Source organism: Streptomyces sp. NBC_01306, from assembly GCF_026340465.1.
Taxonomy (GTDB): domain Bacteria; phylum Actinomycetota; class Actinomycetes; order Streptomycetales; family Streptomycetaceae; genus Streptomyces.
The window spans coordinates 3,469,628-3,486,687 of record NZ_JAPEPC010000001.1 but is presented as its reverse complement, the minus strand read 5'-3'; the positions used below and the strand labels follow the sequence as shown (position 1 = coordinate 3,486,687).

Annotated in this window: 14 protein-coding genes and 1 tRNA gene; 5 read left to right on the top strand and 10 right to left on the bottom strand. The window is 69.3% G+C overall.

Annotated elements, in window-relative coordinates; translation table 11 throughout:
- Positions 1–42: 42 nt before the first annotated feature.
- The 5 genes from OG385_RS15180 to OG385_RS15160 form a co-directional block, all read right to left on the bottom strand.
- Complete coding sequence (locus tag OG385_RS15180) at positions 43–1,506, bottom strand: penicillin-binding protein 2 (protein WP_266855202.1); 1,464 nt, start codon at positions 1,504–1,506, stop codon at positions 43–45.
- On the bottom strand, positions 1,503–2,912 hold the full coding sequence (locus tag OG385_RS15175; RefSeq protein ID WP_266855201.1) for an FtsW/RodA/SpoVE family cell cycle protein: 1,410 nt from the start codon (positions 2,910–2,912) through the stop codon (positions 1,503–1,505). Before OG385_RS15175 ends, OG385_RS15180 begins: the two co-directional genes overlap by 4 nt.
- Positions 2,913–2,936: 24 nt before the next feature.
- Positions 2,937–4,451: a PP2C family serine/threonine-protein phosphatase gene (locus OG385_RS15170; protein ID WP_266855200.1), complete on the bottom strand. Its 1,515-nt coding sequence runs from the start codon at positions 4,449–4,451 to the stop codon at positions 2,937–2,939.
- A gap of 130 nt (positions 4,452–4,581) precedes the next feature.
- Positions 4,582–5,100, bottom strand: a complete 519-nt coding sequence (locus tag OG385_RS15165; RefSeq protein ID WP_266855199.1) for an FHA domain-containing protein — start codon at positions 5,098–5,100, stop codon at positions 4,582–4,584.
- A gap of 10 nt (positions 5,101–5,110) precedes the next feature.
- On the bottom strand, positions 5,111–5,938 hold the full coding sequence (locus OG385_RS15160; protein ID WP_266855198.1) for a DUF3662 and FHA domain-containing protein: 828 nt from the start codon (positions 5,936–5,938) through the stop codon (positions 5,111–5,113).
- Between the two features lie 318 nt (positions 5,939–6,256).
- On the opposite strand from OG385_RS15160, the gene OG385_RS15155 reads away from it, so the two are divergent.
- Positions 6,257–6,342: transfer RNA gene (locus OG385_RS15155), tRNA-Leu, on the top strand.
- Positions 6,343–6,510: 168 nt separating this feature from the next.
- Here the strand turns inward: OG385_RS15155 and OG385_RS15150 are convergent.
- Positions 6,511–8,868, bottom strand: coding sequence for an MFS transporter (locus tag OG385_RS15150; protein WP_266855197.1), 2,358 nt, complete (start codon positions 8,866–8,868; stop codon positions 6,511–6,513).
- A 10-nt stretch (positions 8,869–8,878) separates the two neighbouring features.
- A complete protein-coding gene (locus OG385_RS15145) occupies positions 8,879–9,490 on the bottom strand; it encodes a TetR/AcrR family transcriptional regulator (protein ID WP_266855196.1) in 612 nt (203 codons plus the stop codon).
- Positions 9,491–9,635: 145 nt separating this feature from the next.
- On the opposite strand from OG385_RS15145, the gene OG385_RS15140 reads away from it, so the two are divergent.
- Together OG385_RS15140 and OG385_RS15135 are read left to right on the top strand one after the other, a co-directional pair.
- Positions 9,636–9,998, top strand: coding sequence for a metalloregulator ArsR/SmtB family transcription factor (locus tag OG385_RS15140; protein WP_266860874.1), 363 nt, complete (start codon positions 9,636–9,638; stop codon positions 9,996–9,998).
- Positions 9,999–10,044: 46 nt separating this feature from the next.
- Positions 10,045–12,861 (top strand): HAD-IC family P-type ATPase, encoded by a 2,817-nt coding sequence (locus tag OG385_RS15135; protein ID WP_266860872.1) that lies wholly within the window; start codon positions 10,045–10,047, stop codon positions 12,859–12,861.
- A 99-nt stretch (positions 12,862–12,960) separates the two neighbouring features.
- Here OG385_RS15135 and OG385_RS15130 read toward each other — a convergent pair whose 3' ends face one another.
- Entirely contained in the window at positions 12,961–14,442 is a 1,482-nt protein-coding gene (locus OG385_RS15130; protein ID WP_266860870.1) for an LCP family protein, read from the bottom strand.
- Positions 14,443–14,824: 382 nt separating this feature from the next.
- Here OG385_RS15130 and tatA point away from each other — a divergent pair, with 382 nt between their 5' ends.
- A complete protein-coding gene (gene tatA / locus OG385_RS15125; RefSeq protein WP_266855195.1) occupies positions 14,825–15,160 on the top strand; it encodes a Sec-independent protein translocase subunit TatA in 336 nt (111 codons plus the stop codon).
- A 215-nt stretch (positions 15,161–15,375) separates the two neighbouring features.
- On the opposite strand, the gene OG385_RS15120 is transcribed toward tatA, so the two are convergent.
- On the bottom strand, positions 15,376–15,990 hold the full coding sequence (locus OG385_RS15120) for an FMN-dependent NADH-azoreductase (RefSeq protein WP_266855194.1): 615 nt from the start codon (positions 15,988–15,990) through the stop codon (positions 15,376–15,378).
- 130 nt (positions 15,991–16,120) lie between these two features.
- Between OG385_RS15120 and OG385_RS15115 the strand changes: the two genes are divergently transcribed.
- Positions 16,121–16,468, top strand: a complete 348-nt coding sequence (locus tag OG385_RS15115; protein WP_266855193.1) for a helix-turn-helix domain-containing protein — start codon at positions 16,121–16,123, stop codon at positions 16,466–16,468.
- 123 nt (positions 16,469–16,591) lie between these two features.
- Here the strand turns inward: OG385_RS15115 and OG385_RS15110 are convergent, their stop codons facing one another.
- Positions 16,592–17,035, bottom strand: coding sequence for a MarR family winged helix-turn-helix transcriptional regulator (locus OG385_RS15110; protein WP_266855192.1), 444 nt, complete (start codon positions 17,033–17,035; stop codon positions 16,592–16,594).
- Positions 17,036–17,060: the final 25 nt, after the last annotated feature.

Genomic DNA, 17,060 nt, shown 5'->3' with positions numbered 1-17,060 from the left:
GACCGGTATCGCGCAGGTGCCGTGTGCCTTCCGTCACGGTCGTCACTTCTTGCTGTTGATGACGGCGGACATGACGTCCTTGGCGATCGGAGCGGCGAGACCGCCACCGGAGATGTCCTGGCGGGAGGCGTTGGAGTCCTCGACGACGACGGCCACGGCGACCGGCGAACCCTGGTCGGTCTTGGCGTACGAGATGAACCAGGCGTACGGGTTGCCGCTGTTGTTGATGCCGTTCTGCGCGGTACCGGTCTTACCGCCGACGGTGACACCGGGGATCCGCGCCTTGTCGCCGGTGCCCCTCTCGACCACCGCTTCCATCATCTTCTGGACCATCTGCGCGTGCTCCTTCGTCAGGGGCTCGCTCTGCTTCTCCGGGTCGGTCTTGGCGACGGTGTCCAGGTTGGGAGCGGTGAGACGGTCGACCATGTACGGCTTCATCAGCGTGCCGTCGTTGGCGACCGCGGAAGCGACCATGGCCATCTGCAGCGGAGTTGCCGAGGTGTTGAACTGGCCGATCGAGGAGAGCGCGGTCTGCGCCTTGTCCATGTCCTTGGAGAAGACACTGGCGTTGGAGCGGGTGGGCGTGAACTGCTCGCTGTTGAAGCCGAACTTCTCGGCCTCGGCGCGCATCTTGTCCTCACCGAGGTCGGCGCCGATCTTGCCGAAGACCGTGTTGCAGGACACCCGCAGGGCTTCAACCAGCGTGGCGTTCTTGCAGGGCAGATTGCCCTCGTTGGGCAGGTCCTTGGAGGAGAGCGGCAGTCGCCAGGGCAGCGGGGACCTGGTCGGGGTGTCGACGCTGTCGTACAGGCCGTTCTCCAGGGCGGCCGACGCGGTGACCACCTTGAAGGCGGAGCCGGGCGGATACGTCTGGCGCAGCGCCCGGTTGAGCAGCGGCTCGTTCTTGTCGTTCTTGAGCGCGGTGTAGTTCTTCGAGTCGGTGCTCGTGGAGTTGCCCGCGAACGTCGAGGGGTCGTACGAGGGCGTCGACGCCATGGCGAGGATCGCGCCGGTCTTCGGGTCGAGGGCGGCCACGGCGCCCTTCTTGTCGCCGAGCCCCTTGTACGCGGCCTTCTGGGCGTCGGCGTTCAGCGTGGTGACGACGTTGCCGCCCTGCTTCTTCTCGCCGGTAAACATGGAGAGCGTCCGGTCGAAGAAGAGCCGGTCGTCGTTGCCGGTCAGGATGGAGTCGTTCAGGTTCTCCAGCTGTGTCGCGCCGAAGGCCTGCGAGGCGTACCCGGTGACGGGCGCCCACATGGGGCCGTCCTTCCAGGTGCGCTTGTACTTGTACATGCTGCCCTGGGTCACGGTCGAGCCGGTGACGGCCTTGCCGTCGACGATGATGTCGCCGCGCTCGTGGGCGTAGCGCTCGATCTCGACGCGGCGGTTCTCCTTGCGGGCGTTGAGGCTGTCCGCCTTGATGTACTGGATCCAGTTGTCCCGCAGCAGCAGGGCGAGGACGAGCAGACCGCAGAAGATCGCGATTCGGCGCAGGGGCTTGTTCACGGTCGGACCACCTGGGTCATCTCGGCGTCGGGTGACGGGGCGGGGGCCGGGGCGGGGCGCCGTGCGGTGTCGCTGATCCGGATCAGGATGCCGATCAGGGCCCAGTTGGCCAGTACGGAGGATCCGCCGTACGCGATGAACGGCATGGTCATACCGGTCAGCGGGATGAGGCCCATCACACCGCCGGCTACGACGAAGACCTGGATGGCGAAGGCGCTGGAGAGGCCGACGGCGAGGAGCTTGCCGAACGGGTCACGGGCTGCCAGTGCGGTACGCACGCCACGCTCGACGATCAGACCGTAGAGCAGCAGGACGGCCATCATTCCGGCCAGACCGAACTCTTCGCCGACGGTGGCGAAGATGAAGTCGGAGTTCGCCGCGAAGCCGATGAGGTCGGAGTGACCCTGGCCGAGCCCGGTGCCGAGAGTGCCGCCCGATCCGAAGGCCATCAGGGACTGGGCGACCTGGTCGCTCTGCGCCAGCGTCGCCTTGGAGAAGGGCGCGAGCCAGGCGTCCACACGCTGCTGGACATGGGGTTCGAACGTGGCCACGCCGACCGCGCCCGCGCCGGACATGATCAGTCCGAAGACGATCCAGCTGGTGCGCTCGGTCGCGACGTACAGCATGACGACGAAGAGGCCGAAGAACAGCAACGAGGTCCCGAGGTCCGTCTCGAAGACCAGGATGAGGATCGACATGGCCCAGATGACGAGGATCGGCCCGAGGTCACGGCCGCGCGGCAGGTACAGCCCCATGAAGCGGCGGCTGGCCAGGGCCAGCGCGTCGCGTTTCACCATGAGATAGCCGGAGAAGAAGATCGCGATGACGATCTTGGCGAACTCACCGGGCTGGATGGTGAAGCCTGCGAGGTTGACCCAGATCTTGGCGCCGTTCACCGGGTGGAAGAACACCGGCAGGATCAGCAGAACCAGCGCCACCACCATGGAGATATAGGTGTAGCGCTGAAGGATTCGGTGGTCCTTGAGGAACATCAGGACGACGACGAAGAGCGCGACGCCCATCGCCGAGTAGAGCAACTGCTTCGGTGCGGCGGGGTGGAAGGCGCCGTAGGAGAGCTTCTGGAGCTGGATCAGCCGCGGTGACTGGTCCAGGCGCCAGACGAGAGCCAGCCCGATGCCGTTCAGGAGGGTCGCCACGGGCAGCAGCAGCGGATCGGCGTACGGCGCGAACTTGCGCACCACGATGTGGCCGACGGCCGCGAGCAGCGTGAGGCCCGTTCCGTAGCCGAGGATGCCCGCCGGCAGCGAACCGTTGATCGCGAGGCCGACATTGGCGTACGCGAACACCGAGATGGCGACGGCGAATACCAGCATCATCAGTTCGGTATTGCGACGGCTCGGTGCTTCGATCGCGCCAATGGTGGTCGTGTTGGTGACAACGCTCATGGTGGTGAAAGGCCCCCTACGGCTCTACTGCTGACCGCACAGCGGGACCAGCTTCTGCTCGTCCTCCGAGAGGCTGGGGCCGGGCGTGGGTTTGGCGCTGGGCTTGGGTTTCCCTGTCGTACCGCTCTGGGAGGTCGTACTGCTCTTGGAGGAGGAGAGTGTGCTTGAGGTGCCGGTCGTCTTGCCGGTGTCCGTCTTCGACGGCTTCTTCTCGTCCGCGATCTTGCGGCGCTCCGCGTCCTTCTTGCAGACGTCGGCCTGCTGGGCGAGTTCGCCGATCTTGACCTTCGCCTCGCTGAGGCTGCCTTCGGTGATCGTCGCGTCGACCTGCTTGCGCTGGTACGGCGGGAGGTACTTGAGTTCGATCTCGGGGTGGTCCGTCTCGACCTTCGAGAGCTTGACCCAGGCGAGGTCCTGGCTGATGCCCTGGTAGAGCGCGACGTTCTGGTTGTTGGACCCGACGTAGTACTGGGTCTGGGTCCAGCGGTAACCGCCGTAGAGGCCGCCGCCGATGACGGCGAGGGCGAGCACGATGAACAGCGACCGCTTGATCCACTTGCGGCCGCCGGACGGCTTGGTGAAGTCCTCGTCGCTGTACGCGCCGAACGTGCCTTCGGGGGCCGCGCCGTATCCGTCGCCGCTTCCGGGCGGGCCGAAGCCTCCCGGCGCGGGCGGCGGCACCTGGCGGCCGAGGCCGGACGCCCGGCCCGCCGGGGTCTGCATGGCCCCGCCGTCGTGCTGGGCCGCCTGGTTCTCGGCGACCGCGCCGACCACGACCGGGGTGTCGTTGAGCTGCTCGGCCAGGGAGTCGTTGGAGTCGACGTCGAGGACGTCGGCCACGATGCAGGTGATGTTGTCGGGGCCGCCGCCGCGCAGGGCGAGCTGGATCAGCTCCTGGATCGTCTCCGTGGGGCCCTGGTAGCTGGCGAGCGTCTCTTCCATCGTCTGGTGGGAGACGACGCCGGAGAGCCCGTCGGAACAGATCATGTAGCGGTCGCCTGCCCGTACCTCCCGGATGGAGAGGTCGGGCTCGACGTGTTCACCACTGCCCAGCGCGCGCATCAGCAGGGAGCGCTGCGGGTGGGTGGTGGCTTCCTCCTCGGTGATGCGGCCCTCGTCGACGAGGCGCTGCACCCAGGTGTGGTCCTGGGTGATCTGCGTCAGGACGCCGTCCCGCAGGAGGTAGGCGCGGGAGTCGCCGACATGCACGAGGCCGAGGCGCTGACCGGTCCAGAGGAGGGCGGTGAGCGTGGTGCCCATGCCTTCGAGCTGGGGGTCCTCCTCGACCATCATGCGGAGCTGGTCGTTGGCCCGTTGTACGGCCGTGCCGAGCGAGGTCAGGATGTCGGAACCGGGGACGTCGTCGTCGAGGGTGACGAGCGTGGAGATGACCTCGGAACTGGCGACCTCGCCGGCGGCCTGGCCGCCCATTCCGTCGGCGATGGCGAGGAGCCGGGGGCCGGCGTAGCCGGAGTCCTCGTTCCCCTCGCGGATCATGCCCTTGTGCGATCCGGCGGCGAAGCGCAGGGACAGACTCATGCGCACCTCGCCTGTCGGCTCCGGGTACAACCGGTCTCGAGCCACACTGCCCACCCTCCGGTCGGGAGCGCGCCCCGGTCCGTTGCCGGAACCGCTGCGGCTCGCTCGCTCCGCTCGCTCATTGTCGTGACTACTTCCGCAGTTCGATGACGGTCTTGCCGATGCGGATCGGTGCGCCCAGCGGGATCGGCGTCGGGGTGGTCAGCCGGGTCCGGTCGAGATACGTGCCGTTGGTGGACCCGAGATCCTCGACGATCCACTGGCCGTCACGGTCGGGGTAGATCCTGGCATGCCTGCTCGACGCGTAGTCGTCGTCCAGCACGATCGTTGAATCATGTGCCCGGCCGAGGGTGACGGTCTGGCCCTGGAGGGCGACCGTGGTGCCCGTGAGGGACCCCTCGGAGACGACGAGTTTGGTGGGTGCGCCCCGGCGCTGGCGGCCGGCGGCCGGCTGCTGACGCTGTTGCGGCGGCGCGGCGGCCTGCCGCGCGGTCTGCGGAGGACGGGCGTCCGCGTTGCGGCGTGAGCCGCGTTGCGTGACGCGCGTTCCGAACAGATCGCTACGGATGACCTGGACGGCCACGATCACGAACAGCCACAGAACAGCTAGGAAACCTAGCCGCATGACCGTCAGGGTCAGCTCTGACATTGCCCCCGCTTCACCCTTCGGCTTGCCGGTAAACGATGGTGGAATTGCCCACGACGATCCGCGAGCCGTCGCGGAGCGTAGCGCGGGTGGTGTGCTGTCCGTCTACCACGATGCCGTTGGTGGAACCGAGATCCTGGATCGTCGAGGGGGAACCGGCGCGGATCTCACAGTGCCGGCGGGATACGCCGGGGTCGTCGATACGCACGTCGGCTTCGGTGCTGCGGCCGAGGACCAAAGTGGCGCGCGAGATCTGATGGCGGGTGCCGTTGACCTCGATCCAGCGCCGGATCTGGGTGCTCGGCATGGGCCCGGGAGAGGGCGCCCGGCCGGCTGCCGGGCGGTGGCCTCCGGGCGGAGGTGCGGCGGGCATGGGCGGGGCCGCGGCCGGCGGGTAGCCGTAACCGCCGGCGTTCCGCTGGGGAGCCGGTGCGGCGGGTCCGTGGTCTGCGCCCTGCTGGCTGGTGCTCGACGCGAGGGTGCGGCTGCGGACGCGGTAGAGACCGGTGTCCAGGTCCTCGGCCTTCTCCAGATGGACCTTGATCGGACCCATGAAGGCGTACCGCTGCTGCTTGGCGTAGTCCCGGACCAGACCGGAGAGTTCGTCGCCCAGCTGCCCCGAGTACGGGCTGAGGCGCTCGTAGTCCGGTGTGCTCAGTTCGACGATGAAGTCGTTGGGGACGACCGTCCGCTCGCGGTTCCAGATCGTCGCGTTGTTGTCGCATTCGCGCTGGAGCGCACCGGCGATCTCGACGGGCTGGACCTCGGACTTGAACACCTTCGCGAAGGTGCCGTTGACCAGACCTTCGAGACGCTGCTCGAACTTCTTCATGACTCCCATGAGGCACCTCCTCCGACGTTGTCGTCCTGGTACTGCTTACTGATCGTATCCACGCACGGGGAAATCGGCTGGTTCCCCTTGTCTCCCCTGTGGATAAGTGTCACCTCTCACACGGATCGTAGAGGTGGCCCCCGAACAGTGTCCCGCACTCGGCGCGCACTGAGGAGGAGTGGGGGGAGAGGGGACTCGTTCCACGGGTGGGGCGCCGGTCGTCTCCCCCGGAGAACGGATGTGAATCCACCCTGTCCAGCGTGCTAATCTTCCGGATGTCGCCAGGCGCTCGCACAAACCAGTGAGAGAGCCTCGGATACACCACTTGCGCGAGTGGCGGAACGGCAGACGCGCTGGCTTCAGGTGCCAGTGTCCTTAGGGACGTGGGGGTTCAAATCCCCCCTCGCGCACCATCATCGGACACCGGTGAAGGTGTTCAGTATCACCAACGGAACGGCCCGCATCATGATCATGATGCGGGCCGTTCCGCTTTTCGCATGTCATATGTCTCAGGAATGACGGCCGATGGCCGATGGCCGGGGCGGCGGCTCGGAGGCCGTGCCGCCGCCCCGGATTCCGGGTCAGTCCGAGTGCCCCAGCAGAACGTCGAAGCCGTCCTGGGACTCGGAGGGGACGGTGACCTGGGACGCGGCGGGCGGGTAGCCCGCGGCGATCACGGTGTAGTCGAGGCCGGTGAGACCCGTGAACGTGTAGACGCCGTCCGGGCCCGTGGTGTGCCGTCCGACGACGTTGCCAGCCGCGTCGAGCAGGGTGACCAGGGCGTCGTTCACCGGTGCACCCTGCGGCCCGAGCACCGTGCCCCGTACCGTCGCGGCGGCCGTGAGGACCGCGTCGTGGCGGGTGGGCGCGGAGCCGGTCACCGTGATCAGGGCGGCGTAGGGCTGGTGGCCCTCAGCCCCTGCGGTGAGGGTGTACGCGGCCGGGGGCAGCGCGGGCAGCCGGTAGCCGCCGTCCGGGGCCGAGATGGTGGAGTCGACCACACTGCCTTCCGCGTCCGTCACGACGAGCAGTGCGCCTTCGATGGGCCCGGACGCCCCGCTGACCGTGCCGAAGAGTCCGCCGGTCCCGGCGAGCTGGACGTTGTGGTCGACGGGCTCCGTGCCCACGACGAGTTCGCTGATCCTGGGCCGGCAGTCCGGCGCCGATGCGACCAGGACGTACCTGCCGGGCGGGGCGGACAGGGCGTACGAGCCGTCCGGGGCCGGTACGGCCCGTGCGACCTGGCGGCCGGTCTGGTCGATGAGCGTCACCGCCGACGCCACCGGAGCGCCGTGCTCACCCAGTACCCGTCCCCGCACGCTCGTCTGCGCGGGGCCCGCGGGCACGTCGGCGACCGGGATTTCCGCGGTCGGCCGGTCCTGCGGCGTCACGGCGGCCTTTTCGAGGGAGTGCGGGGACCCGGGGGCCTTCGCGCCTGCGGGTGCCGGTGCGGCCGCCATCGGACGGCCCTTGCGGTAGAGGAAGATCGCGATCAGGAAGGCGATCGCGAACAGGCCGGCGGCCCACCAGTAGACGGTGGCGTAGCTGTGCACGGCGGCTTCGGCGAGGGCCGGCTTGGAGGTGCCGTGGTCCTTCACATAGTCGCCGGCCGCGGTCGTCGCCATGGTGGAGAACAGCGCGGTGCCGATGGAACCGCCCACCTGCTGCATGGTGTTGACGGTCGCGGACGCGACCCCCTGGTCGGCGGGTGCGATGCCGAGTGTCGCCAGCGACATGGCCGGGGGCATCACCATGCCGATACCGGCGCCGATCAGCAGCAGCGGCGGCAGGATGTCCGCGCTGTAACTGCTGGACAGGTCGATCCTGGTCAGCCAGGCCAGGCCGCCCGCGGCGAACAGGGTGCCGATCGGCACCATGATCTTGGGGCCGATCTTCGGCATGAGCAGGTTGATGGACAGCTGCGCCAGCAGCATGAGCATCAGGATCATCGGCAGGAAGGCGAGCCCGGTCTTCACCGGTGTGTAATGCAGGATCTGCTGGAGGTAGTAGGTCAGGAAGAGGAAGATCCCGAACATTCCGGCGCCGGTGGCGAACACCATCAGATACGACGCGCTGCGGTTGCGGTCGGCGAAGACCCGCAGCGGCAGCAACGGGTGTACGGCCTTGGTCTGCCAGCCGATGAAGCCCAGCAGCAGGACGACACCGCCCGCCAGGAAGCCCCAGCACATCGGGTCGCTCCAGGCGTACGTCTCCGCGTTCGAGAAGCCGTAGACGATGCAGAAGAGCCCGCTGGAGACCAGCAGGGTGCCCAGCAGGTCCAGCTTGGGGCGCTGGGCGGGTGCGGGCCGCCGGATGAACAGCAGCGCCCCGGCCACCGCGAGTACGGCGATGGCGAGGTTGACGTACAGCGTCCAGCGCCAGTTCAGGTGCTCGGTGAGCACCCCGCCGAGCAGCAGTCCCACCGCGCCGCCGGATCCGGCGATCGCCCCGAACACCCCGAAGGCGCGGCCGCGTTCCTTCGGATCGGTGAAGGTCGTCGTCAGCAGTGACAGCGCCGACGGCGCGAGCATCGCGCCGAACGCGCCCTGGAGCGCACGCCCCACTACCAGCATGGTGAAGCCGCCCGCGGCTCCGGCCAGCGCGGAGGAGGCGGCGAAACCGATCAGCCCGATCAGCAGGGTGGTCTTGCGGCCGAAGAGGTCGGCCAGCCGTCCGCCGAGCAGCAGCAGACTGCCGAAGGCCAGCGAGTAGGCGGTGACGACCCACTGGCGGTCGTCGTTGGAGAATCCCAGGTCCTGCTGGGCCGAGGGCAGTGCGATGTTCACGATGGTGGCGTCCAGCACCACCATCAGCTGCGCGAGGCCGATGACCACGAGGGCCCACCAGCGGTGCGCCGGGGGTGGCGACGCCGATGGGGCTGGTGGCGCGGCCGGTGGGGATATGGTGCCGACGGCCACGTCGGCGGGTGCGGAACTCATGTGGTACTCCTCAAGAGGTATCTGTGGCGCTGCTGTCGATCTCCCGGAGCAGCACGGGGAGGGCGACGGCGTCGACGTAGCGGCGCAGGTAGTCGGCGTCGGGCTCGCGCTGGTCGAAGACCAGCCGGGCGAAGCCCGCACCTTGGATGAGGTGGGGGAAGAAGGCGAGGGCCGGATTCGCCGGGTCGACCTCTCCGCGGGCGATGGCGCGGTCCACGATCCCCCGGGCGGCCTCCAGGTCGGGCCGCACCAGCGTCTCGTGCATCGCGTCCGCCAGGGCGGAGTCCTGCCGGACGGCCAGGGCGATGCCGCGCATCAGGGCGTGGTCCTTTCTGGCCTTCCCGATGCGGGAGGTCATCTCGTACAGATCCCCCCGCAGGGATCCGGTGTCCAGCCCGGCCAGGGTGAACGGCTTGCCGTGCCGGAGCGCTTCCGACACCAGCCGGGGCTTTCCCTGCCAGCGCCGGTAGAGCGTGGCCTTGCTGCACTGGGAGCGCTGCGCCACGGTGTCGAGGCGGGCGGCTTCGTAGCCGACTTCGCGGATCAGGTCGAGGGTGGCGGTGAAGATCTCTGCCTCCCGCTCGGGCGACAGCCGTGTTCTTCGGGATTCGGGCTGCGGCATACCCACTCCAGCAAAGCTCTATTAAAACGAAACAGTTTCGTACCGATAAGCTAAGTGGTGCCGGGGCCCGGACGCAAATGCTGCGGTTCCCCGCGACCTAGACTGGTGCGGTACGCAAGGTGGTCCAGCGGTGGGGGAAGGCGAAGTGGCGGCAGGCGTCGAGAGGTTCCCGGATCCTTCCGCCGAGGTGCTCGCGGAAGCGGCCGCCGCGTTCGGTCTGCTCGCCTCGTCGGCGCGGCTGCACATCGTCTGGGCGCTGGCGCAGGGCGAGAGCGATGTGAGCGGCCTGGCCGAGCGGGTGGGCGGTGCGCTCCCCGCGGTGAGCCAGCATCTGACGAAACTGAAACTGGCCGGTCTGGTGCGTTCCCGGCGGGAGGGGCGGCGGCAGGTGTACTTCGTCGACGACCCCGACGTCGTGACCGTCGTACGGCTCGTGGTCGGCCAGCTGGCCGACCGTGCCGGTGGCGGGATTCCCGGGGTGGGTCACCTCCGTGGGACAGGCACCTGAGGCCGCCGCGGCCCCGGAGCCCGGTTCCGGGGTCTCCGTCCGGGCCGTGCGGGTGGCGGACGGCGTTCCGGCGGCCGACGGCGCCGTACCGGATCTGGGCGCGCTGACCTCGCTCCAGGTGCTGCGCGCCCTGGACAGCGGCCCGCGCGGGCTGACGGACGCGGTGGCCGACGCACGGCTGCGGCAGTTCGGCGAGAACACCCTGCCGGCCCGGCGGCCGGTTCCGTGGTTCGTACGGTTCCTGCGCAGCGTCCGGGACCCCTTCACGGCTGTGCTGCTCTGCCTCGGTGTGGTGTCGTCGCTGGTCGCGGCGTGGGGTACCGCCTGTGTGATCACCGCGCTCGTGGTGGTGAGCTGTGCGCTGCGCTCCGCGGGGGAGCACCGCGCCGACCGTTCGATGGGTGCGCTGCGGGAGCTGGTGGCCAGTACGGCGACGGTGCTGCGGCGCTCATCGGACGACGCGGCTCCGGTGGCCCGTGAGGTACCGGTCGACCAGCTGGTGCCAGGCGACGTGGTCCGGCTGGGCCCCGGCGATCTGGTGCCCGCCGATCTGCGGCTGCTGCGGGCCGTCGGTCTGAGCGTGAACCAGGCGGTGCTCACGGGGGAGTCGGCCGCGGTCGCCAAGTCGGCCGCCGATGTTCCCGTATCCGGCCGCCTGCCTGTCCCCCCGCCCGGCCCCGTATCTGTCCCGGTGTCCGGCCCCGTGTCTGTTTCTGTCCCCGCATCTGTCCCCGCATCTGTCCCCGTGCAGGCGTCCGGCGACACCGGGTTCGACCGTGCGCATCTCTGCTTCCAGGGCAGCAGCGTCGTCTCGGGCAGCGGCAGCGGCGTCGTGGTGGCGACGGGGGCGCTGACGAGGTTCGCCGCCGGGCACGGGGCGGCCGGGCCGCGCGGGCCGAGCGCCTTCGACCGGTCGGTGCACGGTATTTCGTGGATCCTGATCCGGTTCATGCTGCTCACTCCGCCGCTGGTGCTGATGGCGAACGCGGCGCTGCGCGGGCGGGGGCTGGAGACGCTGCCGTTCGCGGTCGCGGTGGCGGTCGGGCTGACGCCCGAGATGCTCCCGGTGATCGTCACGAGCTGTCTGACGCGCGGCGCCTCCCTGCTCGCCCGCGACCACGGGGTGATCGTCAAACGGCTGCCGGCGCTGCACGATCTGGGCGCGGTGGATGTGCTGTGCCTGGACAAGACGGGAACGCTCACCCAGGACCTGCCCGTTGTCGACCGGGCGCTGGACGCGGACGGCGCGGACGACCGCGACGTGCTGCACTGGGCCGCGGTCAATGCCTGGTGGACCCTCCAACTGGCCGACCTGCCCGCCCCCGACCCGCTCGACGAGGCGCTGCTCGATGCGTCCGGTGGTTCCGGCGATTCAGGTGGCTTCGGTGGTTCAGATGGTTCAGGTGGCTCCAGTGGCTCCAGTGGTTCCGGAGGCTCCGGCGGCGAGGAGTTCCTGCCGTACGAGGGGATCGCCGCGCTGCCGTTCGATCCGGTGCGGCGCATGGCGACCGCCGTCGTACGCCGTCCCGGCCGGCTGGGCGTCGACACCCTCGTGGTGAAGGGCGCCGTCGAGAACGTACTGGAGCGGTGCGCGCTCGACGCGGCGGAGCGGGAGCGGCTGCTCGCGGCGGCCGGCGAGCACGTACGGAACGGGGCCCGGCTGCTGGCCGTCGCGACCGCCGAGCGCCCGGCGCGCAAGCGGGCGTACACCGCTGCCGACGAGCGCGGCCTCAGCTTCCGCGGCTTTGTGACCCTGCGCGACGCGCTGGTGCCGAGCGCCGCTGACGCGCTGCCCGCGCTCGCCGGGATGGGCGTGACGGTGAAGGTCGTCACGGGCGACCACCCCGGTACCGCTGCCCGTGCCTGCCAGGAACTGGGGCTCGAACCGGGGACCGTGCTCACCGCCAGGGACGTGGACGCGCTGACGGACGGCCAACTGGCCTCGGCGGTACGTGACACGGCCGTCTTCGCCCGCTGCACCCCCGAGCACAAGGCGCGGATCGTCCGCGCGCTCCGGGCCGACGGCCGCGTCTGCGGATTCCTCGGTGACGGGGTCAACGATCTGCCCGCCCTGCACGCGGCGGATGTCGGGATCTGCCCGCGCGACGCGGTCGACGTGGCGCGGGAGGGCGCGGATGTGGTGCTCGCCGAGCACGCGAAGGACCTCTCGGCCGTCGAACACGCGCTGACGGCCGGACGCCACAGCAGCGGCAACATCGCGACGTATCTGCGCATCACGCTCTCGTCCAACCTCGGCAACGTCATCGCGATGCTCGCCGCCGGTCTGCTGCTGCCGTTCCTGCCGATGCTTCCGGCGCAGGTGCTGGTGCAGAACCTCTGCTTCGACGCGGCGCAGCTCGCGTTCGCCTACGACCGGCCGGCCCCCGGGGTGCTGAGCCGCCCCGCCACCCTGCGCTCCCGGGACTTCCTCCGCTTCATCACCGGGTTCGGCGCGCTCAACGCGGTCGCCGACCTCGCGACGTTCGGTGTGCTGGCGCTGGCTGTGCACGGCCCCGGAGGCCCGGACAGCGAGACGGTGTTCCACTCCGGCTGGTTCGTGGAGAACCTGCTGACCCAGTCGCTGGTGATGCTCCTGCTGCGTACGGGGCGCCGGGCCGCCGAACGCGGCGGGACCAGTCCGGTCCGCTGGGCGGCGGCCGCTCTCGCCACCGCCGGACTGCTGCTCCCGCTCTCGCCGCTGGGGCCGCTGCTGGGCATGGCGGCGCTGCCCGCGCTCTACTATCCGCTGCTCGTGGTGGTGCTCGGCCTGTACGCATGGGGGCTCGGGACGGCCAGGCGCCGGTACGACGGCCGGCGGTACGACGGCTGCCGGCAGGACAGCCGCCGCACGTACGCGAGTTGACGGTTCACGGTGCTGGTCGGCTGCCCGTCACCGGCTGGGCCCCGTGCCGGCGGCCTGGGCCGCTCGTCCGCGGGACGTCTTTCATCCGCAGGCCGTGTCTCATCCGTAGGACACGTTGCTGCACGGTCCGTCGGCCGCGGAGCGGGCGCCGGATGCCACGGAGGAGGGCAGCGAAGAGGGGGAGGACGCTCCGGACGCCGTTGCGGGGTCGCTGCTCGGCGTTGCTGAGGGGTTGTCGGCGTAGACCTGGCCCAGCGTCACGGTGATCCCGGCGCTCTGCGTACCGGCGGCGGCGTCCGCCTCCTGGACCGTCGCCCCCACGAAGAGCCTCGCCACGGTCTCGGCTCCGCTCCGCCGGCCGGGCCCGTAGGTGATGACGGTGGATGTGTGGTCCTGGGTGCCGGCCGTCGCCGTCCCGTCGATGGTGAAGCCGTGGTCCCTGAGGGTCTGGGCGGCGCGGGCCGCGAGGCCGGTGACGGTGGTGCCGTTCTGGACGGTGACGGCGATTCCGGCGCCGGAGACGGGCCCTGCGGGGCTCGGTGTCGTCGAGGGGGCGGGGGAGGGGCTCTTGCCGTTCTTGTGGTCCTTGCCGCTGGCGTCCTTGCCGTCGATCGTCCGGTCGGCCCGCAGATCGGACCAGAGGGCGCTCGCGGCCGGTTCGACCATGGCGACGCGCGCACCCTGGTACCGCCAGGGGATGGTGACGAACTTGGTGTTGTGCAGATCGATGCTCTTCAGCGACATCACGAACGAGAGCAGCTTGTCGGCGGTCGAGAGTCCCGGGTCGACGGTCAGCGAGTGGGTGGCAGCATCGGCGAGGGGCAGCAGCTTGGTGGGCGTGAACCCGTCGTCCTTCACCTTCTTGATCAAGGAGGAGACGAAGGCCTGCTGGCGTTTGATCCGTCCGATGTCGGAGCCGTCACCGATTCCGTGCCTGATCCGTACGTAGTCGAGCGCCTTCTGTCCGGACACGCTCTGCTCGCCCTTGGCGAAGAGGAGCTTGCCGCGGGTGGTGCGGTTCGGGTCGAGATCCCCCTGGTAGATGTTCTGCGGCAGGCACACCTGGACGCCGCCGACGACGCCGGTCAGTTTCGAGAAGCCCTCGAAGTCGACGACGACGGTGTGGTCGATGCGCAGACCGGTGAGCTTCTCCACCGTGTTCTGGGTGCAGGCGGGGTTGCCCTTGAGGGTCTGGCCGACGGAGTAGGCCGCGTTGAACATCGTGTTGGGCTGCGGCTTGGTCCAACTGCCGTCGGGCAGCTTGCAGGACGGGATGGTGACGAGGGTGTCGCGGGGGATGGAGACGGCGATTGCGTGTTTGTGGTCGGCGTAGACGTGCAGGACGAACGCCGTGTCGGAGCGGCCCACGTCGTTCTTGTCGCCGCCGCCCAGGGCGCTGTTGCCGCCGGTGCGCGAGTCCGAGCCGATGACCAGCACGTTCTGGCCCTTGGTCGAGGATGCGGGGCGGTCGGCGGAGATTCCGTCCGAACTGAAGGAGTTGATGTTTCCGTTCAGCCGGAGGTAGACCCACCCGGCGCCCGCGGTGGCCAGCACCAGAAGGGCCACGGCTATGGCGATCAGGAGCCGTGCGCGACTGCGCTTCTGGCGCTTCCGGCGTTTGGTTCCCCGGACTGTGCCGTGGGCGCCACCTCGGTGGGGCGGTCCGTGGCCTGTTGTCCCATGACCCGTTGTTCCGTGGCCCGTCGTCCCGTGGTTCGCGTGGTCGTTGGCAGTGTTCTTCTCGCCGTTCCTCGCCCCTCTGCGTGTGGGCCGGGGGATCCGCTCGTTGCTGCGTGTGGTCCGATCGCTCGTTTTCATCTGCGCGCTTTCATTCGTCCGTCCGTACAAGAGGGGACGAACGGCCCCATCCCATGGTTGTACAGTTGCGCAATGTAGCAAGCTTTCCTGAAGATGCTTCCGGCGGTACGAACCGTCGACCGACGAGAAGAAGGGTGGGGTGGACATGCTCCGCAATGGTCTGGAGCCCTGGCACCTGCTCATCGTGGCGATCGTGGTCATGGTGATGTTCGGCTCGAAGAAGCTGCCCGACACCGCCCGCGCGCTGGGCAAGTCGATGCGCATTCTCAAGAGCGAGGCGAAGGCGATGAAGGAGGACGGGAGCGACGGGAGCGGCGGGACGGCCTCGCCGGCTTCTCCGGCTGCTCGCACCGCTCCCGCCTCCGAGCCGGAAGCGGCCGCGGGTGCGGCACATTTGGTGGAGTCGGTGGAGCCTTCGGGTGTGACTCTGGCGTCGGAGTCGGCGACTTCAGGCGTTCAGCAGGCGCCGAAGGTGATCTGAGTCGACTCCGCGGAGTCGGGGGCTCAGGGGCTCGGGGCTCGGGGGCTCAGGGGGGCTTCGGGTTTCACGTGAAACCCCCGCGCGGCTGATGTGAGCTGCGCGGGGGTTCTGAGTCTGCCGTTCCGGTGCGTACGGCCTCTGTACGTACTGCTTTTGTGGGGCACCGCTTCTGTGGGGTACCGCCTCTGTGCATGCCGGACCGGCGGTGCCGTCCGTCAGGCCGCGAAACGCGCGGCAAGTGCCTTGGCCTTCGACGCCGCCTCGTCGAGTGCCCTGGCGCGAGAGGTCTCGGCGAGCGGGACGAGTTCGGCCATGGCGGGCTGCGAAGCGGCCAGGGTCAGCTCGGGGACTATGAAGTCGACCTCGGCACCGAACATCGCCGTGAGGAGCTTCTCCAGGTAGTTCTGGACGAACTCGAAGCCCTCCCGGGGAGTTCCGGGAGCGTAGGAGCCACCGCGGCTGGCTACGACCGTGAACGGGGTACCGGCCAGCGGGCTGTCCGCGCCGCCGCCGTTGTGGCCGGCGATGATCGCGTGATCGAGCCAGGCCTTGAGGGTCGAGGGGATCGAGAAGTTGTACATCGGGGCGCCGATCAGCACGGCGTCCGCCTCGGCGAGCTCGTTGGCGAGTTCGGCGCGGAGGGGGGAATCGGCGCCCGCGGCCGCGGCGGCGGCGTCCAGGTGCGGCAGCGGGTGAGCGGCGAGATCGCGGTAGACGACCACGCCCTCGGGGTGCTGTTCCCGCCAGGCGTTCACGAAGACGGCGGTGACGTCACGTGACGCGGAGCCCTGCGGGAAGACGGCGGAGTCGATGTGCAGAAGGGTGGCCATGTCGTTCTCCAGTAAGCGTGAAGCGTGAGTGGGGCGTGATCCTGAAATCCATGCGTACCTATCATAAGCATAGTCCCTTACTTTTCCGCAGTTACTCACAGGAGTGGTCCGTACTCAGTACTCTGGGGGCATGGCGGAACACAGCGAGCGGGCGTGCAAGCAGGTCGGCGGAGCGATCACGCGCGTCTTCGAGCTGCTGGGCAAGCGCTGGACCGGGCTGATCGTGGCCGTACTGATGCAGCAGCCGGTGTACTTCGCGGATCTCCGGCGGGCCATTCCCGGTATCAGCGAGCGGATGCTCTCCGACCGACTGACCGAGCTCGCGGCGGCAGGACTGCTCGTGCGCGAGGTGGACGAAGGCCCCCCGCTGCGCGTCTCCTACCGGCTGACCGAGGCGGGCAAGGCGCTGGAGCCCGCTCTCAAGGAGCTCGGGCTGTGGGCGGAGGCGCACCTCCCGGGTGGGGGCGGCCCCTGCTGATCGGGCCCTTCTGATCAAGTTCTGACCAGGCCCACCCCACCCCACCCCACCCCACCCCGGCCCGACGTGTCGACCGCTCCAACCTGGTGTGGCCCGGCGCGGGCAGGAGGCGCGGGACGGTTCTCAGCTCAACTCCGCCGAGTTGTAACGCAGTAGATAGGTCGCGAAGCGGTCGAGGTCCTCTTCACTCCAGTCCGCCAGCCGGTCGCGAACGGCCGCGCGCCGGCTGCCCTGGGACGAGGCGAGTTTTCTCGTACCGGCTTCGGTGGGGTGGAGTACCTGCACCCGCTGGTCGTCGGCGGCGGGGCGCCGCTCGACCAGGCCGAGTTTCTCCAGCACCGCGAGCTGGCGGCTGACCGTGGATTTGTCCAGCATGTAATGCGCCGCGAGATCGGTCGCACGGCAGCCCTGGCTGTCGTCGATGTGCGCGAGCAGGGTGTACGAGACCAGGGGCAGCTCGGGGTGGAGGCGGGCGGCCGTAGCGCGGGCGCGCCGGGCGAACGCCGTCAGCTCGCGTTGGATCGTGTCGACGGACGCGTCGTGGTCCCGGGGGTCTTTGCCGGTCATGTTTTGCCCTCCTAGGTATTAGTTG